The organism is Escherichia sp. MOD1-EC6098 (assembly GCF_002965865.1).
Classification (GTDB): Bacteria; Pseudomonadota; Gammaproteobacteria; order Enterobacterales; family Enterobacteriaceae; genus Escherichia; species Escherichia marmotae.
On record NZ_PTSN01000052.1, the window covers coordinates 1 to 3,449 of the forward strand.

The 3,449-nt window shown below is 50.6% G+C and carries 4 protein-coding genes and 1 pseudogene; all 5 read left to right on the forward strand.

Annotated features, from left to right (window positions below; all coding sequences use genetic code 11):
• The first annotated feature begins 20 nt into the window (after window positions 1–20).
• A complete protein-coding gene (faeF, locus tag C0K55_RS25315) occupies window positions 21–512 on the forward strand; it encodes a F4 (K88) fimbria minor subunit FaeF (RefSeq protein ID WP_105283452.1) in 492 nt (163 codons plus the stop codon).
• A 238-nt stretch (window positions 513–750) separates the two neighbouring features.
• The gene (locus C0K55_RS25320) at window positions 751–1,533 is read left to right on the forward strand and encodes a hypothetical protein (protein ID WP_105283453.1); all 783 of its coding nucleotides are present in this window, start codon (window positions 751–753) and stop codon (window positions 1,531–1,533) included.
• Between the two features lie 226 nt (window positions 1,534–1,759).
• Complete coding sequence (gene faeH / locus C0K55_RS25330) at window positions 1,760–2,557, forward strand: F4 (K88) fimbria minor subunit FaeH (RefSeq protein ID WP_105283366.1); 798 nt, start codon at window positions 1,760–1,762, stop codon at window positions 2,555–2,557.
• Between the two features lie 30 nt (window positions 2,558–2,587).
• Window positions 2,588–3,352, forward strand: coding sequence for a F4 (K88) fimbria minor subunit FaeI (gene faeI / locus C0K55_RS25335; protein ID WP_000758123.1), 765 nt, complete (start codon window positions 2,588–2,590; stop codon window positions 3,350–3,352).
• A gap of 16 nt (window positions 3,353–3,368) precedes the next feature.
• A pseudogene (locus C0K55_RS25340) lies at window positions 3,369–3,449 on the forward strand (fimbrial protein); the annotation flags it as partial.

The window sequence follows — 3,449 nt, forward strand, 5'->3', positions numbered from 1 at the left end:
ACGGAACAGAGGGGTAATAAATGAAGAAAACAATGATGGCAGCCACCCTGGTCCTGAGTGCACTCAGTATTCAGTCAGCACTGGCCGCTGAATACAGCGAGAAAACGCAGTATCTGGGTGTGGTGAATGGTCAGGTGTCAGGTAACAGTGTGGTGAAGGTGACACGTACACCGACAGACCCGGTGCTGTACCGGAGTGGAGACACGACGCCTCTTCCCGGCAGCCTGACCATCCGCAACGCAGAGTTCAGGGCGGCATCCGGTGGCCTGGCGTATATCACGGTGAAGCAGATACTGCCGGATAACGGGGAAGCCCGCATCACCCTGAAGACGGCCCTGATGGTTGACGGAAAGAGAGTGGCACTCAGCGCCAGACAGCTGGGTGAGGATGTGGTGATAACCGTACCTGAGGCACAGAAGCTGGTTGAGTTAAGAACGGATGCACCGGCAGAGCTGGAAGTCCCGGTCAGTTACCGGGGAAATCTGCAGATAGCGCTGCAGGTGGAAGACTGAGGATTCATCTCCGACAACAGATGCAATACATCCGTGACTCCGGAACGGGTCATATTGGTAAAGGGATTTACCGTATTTTTAAACGGGAATAACGTAAAACTATTCTGAGTTAAACACAGTGTTTAATGAAATGCGGTTATTTAAATGAATCCGCAGGGGATAGTTTTGCGGTAATTCCGGAAAAATAAGGATTACCGATTTCAGTTTATTATTTATGAAATATCAAGGAATTTATTTTATGAAAAAGACTCTGATTGCACTGGCTGTGGCTGCCTCTGCTGCAGTATCTGGTTCTGCCATGGCGTGGACTCCGAATGGCACTGGTGGTTCTGTTGACCTGGGCGGTACCCTGACTCCGGTAGAAAAAGTAACCCCGTGGGAAGTTAAGATGGGCTCTGAAATAAAAGGTTTGGATGCGAGCATTGGCAGGGGGCAGAAGGTTGTTGAAGTAAAAATGCCTAAAAATGCTCTTATTATGGGTATTCGCACTCAAACACGAGATGTTTTCCCAGGGTGGGCAAGCGATATTACCCCATCTATTGATTTTAATGGGGCTGTTAATCTTGATTCGTTCTCTAATGGTGTTGCAACTTTAACTTTGGATGTCAAACAAGGGGAGAGCAAAATCGGTACAATGCAAGCATCATTTGAAAGTGGTGCGGAAGCATCGTTCCGCGGCGAAGGATACGATGCGAATAAATATTCACTTTTTGCGCCCCGTATGGGGAATGCCTTCTTTGGTGGTTTGAGTAAAACTGCTGAAGGCGCATCACAATATGGTTATGCTATCGCTCAGAAATATGATGCTGAAATTGTGGCAAATTATAACGAACAAAACGTCGATGGTGAGGCTATTAAAGACGAAATTTTCTTTAATGATGGACTTAAATCATATTCTGGCTTTTATGGTGCAGGTATCCCTGCCAATAGCTCTATCGTGATCACCCTTGATCAGGCTGCTTCCAGCGATGATCCAATCCAGTGGAACGCTTCTCTGCCAGTTACTGTTTCTTACCAGTAATTCAGCAGAGTCCGGCAGTAAGCTATCCCCCGTTTACTGCTGATTAAAAATTCAGGTCACTGTTTCCGGTGACCTGAATATACGGAACCGGGATGTTGGAGCAGGTGTTTTTTCTGTCGGAATGCGTTGTGACGCATGTCGGTTCTGTATTGTTTTCAGTGGGAACACGTTTGAATGAACTGGTTTTTATTTTTATGTACTCCGGAACAGAGCAGAGTAAATAACAATGAAAATAGCGCATCATTATAAATCCCTTCTTTCAGCCATTATTTCGGTGGTCCTGTTTTATTCGGCAGCGCCACATGCAGATATTCTTGATGGTGGCGAAATTCAGTTTAATGGTTTTGTCACTGACGAAGCCCCCAAATGGACCTGGCAGATAAGCTCGCCGGACCAGACCTGGGCAGTGGATACTGCAGATGCGCGTACAGAGAACGGACAACTGGTTTTTAATTTGCGTGATAAAGGGGCTCTGCCGTTTCTGGAGGGGCATCTGCATGAAGTGGCTGAGCGAGGTGGTCCCGGATTCACCCCCTTTATTACCTTCAGCAGTAACGGACAGCCTTTTACTGTGACGGAAGGAAATGGTACCTCAGCACAGCATTTCCGCGCCTCTGTCCCGGTGCGTGACCCGGAGACGGGAAATGTGTCGGGACAGCTTTCTTTCACCCTGAACCAGGGGATGGTCGTCAGCGCCGGCAGACAGGAAGACGGGGCATCCGTACCGGTCGGGATGTCACTGGTCAGTGGACAGAGCGTGACGGATGTACAGTCAGGAACGTTGCCACAGGGGCTGAAAGCCCGACTCTCTTCTCTGTTACTGATGAATCAGAATTTTGGCAATGGCATGAATGCGGTGGATAACGGACAGGTTATCAGTCAGGGGGTACTGGCTGACGGTCGGGTGATGAATCTGGCTGCGGCATATGCCTCAGCGGTATCGGATTTTGAACTGCGGCTACCGGCAGAGGGCACGCCTGCAGCATGGCAGGCAGGGCTGAATGTGACGGTCACGGTACAGTGATGGTTGCAGGGATATAAGGAGAGAAGAGAAATGAAAAAGGTGACGTTGTTTCTGTTTGCTGCCAGCCTCCTGCCTTCCTGTGTACTGGCCTGGAACACGCCGGGAGAAGATTTCAGCGGAGAGCTTAAGCTGGAAGGCCCGGTGACCAGCACCCGTAATCCGTGGGTATGGAAAGTCGGACAGGGAAATGAAGGTCTGGAGGTTAAACAGAGCCGCGGTGTTCGTGACGGTGAGCAGGCAATTCCGGTCGCACTGCCGGCGATGACCGTTTTACTGGGAAAAACCACCCTGACCACACCGGCAGGACGTGAGGGGCTTTCTCCCCGGGTCAGTTACGGAAAGGGTACTGAGGGATTTTCGCTTGAATGGACAGCACCAGGCGTGGCGGAGGTGACGCTGCCTGTCACCGGAGATAATAACGTCCGGGCAGGCACATTTGTTTTCAGAATGCAGGCTGCGGGGGTGTTGCGCCATGTGAAGGACGGACAGCCGGCGTATGCCGGTGTGTATGACGACCTGAATGTGAATGGTCTGCCTGGTGAAAGCACAGCCATGAAGGCTTCTGATATTCCGGGTGTTCTGCAGAAGATGTTCAGTGGCGAAGGCCCCGGCTGGCTGCAGACAATGACCATCAGTGGTTATTCGGGAGTGAGTCATTTCAGTGATGCCTCCCTGCGTCAGGTTGAAGGTGCGTATGGTGCACAGACTGTGGCAGGCAGTGGTGAATTACGTCTGAACGGCATGATGCCGGAACGCTGGCGGGTGTCACTGCCGGTAAGTATTGAGTACCAGTAAGCAGGAGGACAGTCCGGTGCTGAATATTATTCATCGTCTGAAGTCCGGTATGTTTCCGGCGCTGTTTTTTCTGACTTCAGCCAGTGTGCTGGCACAA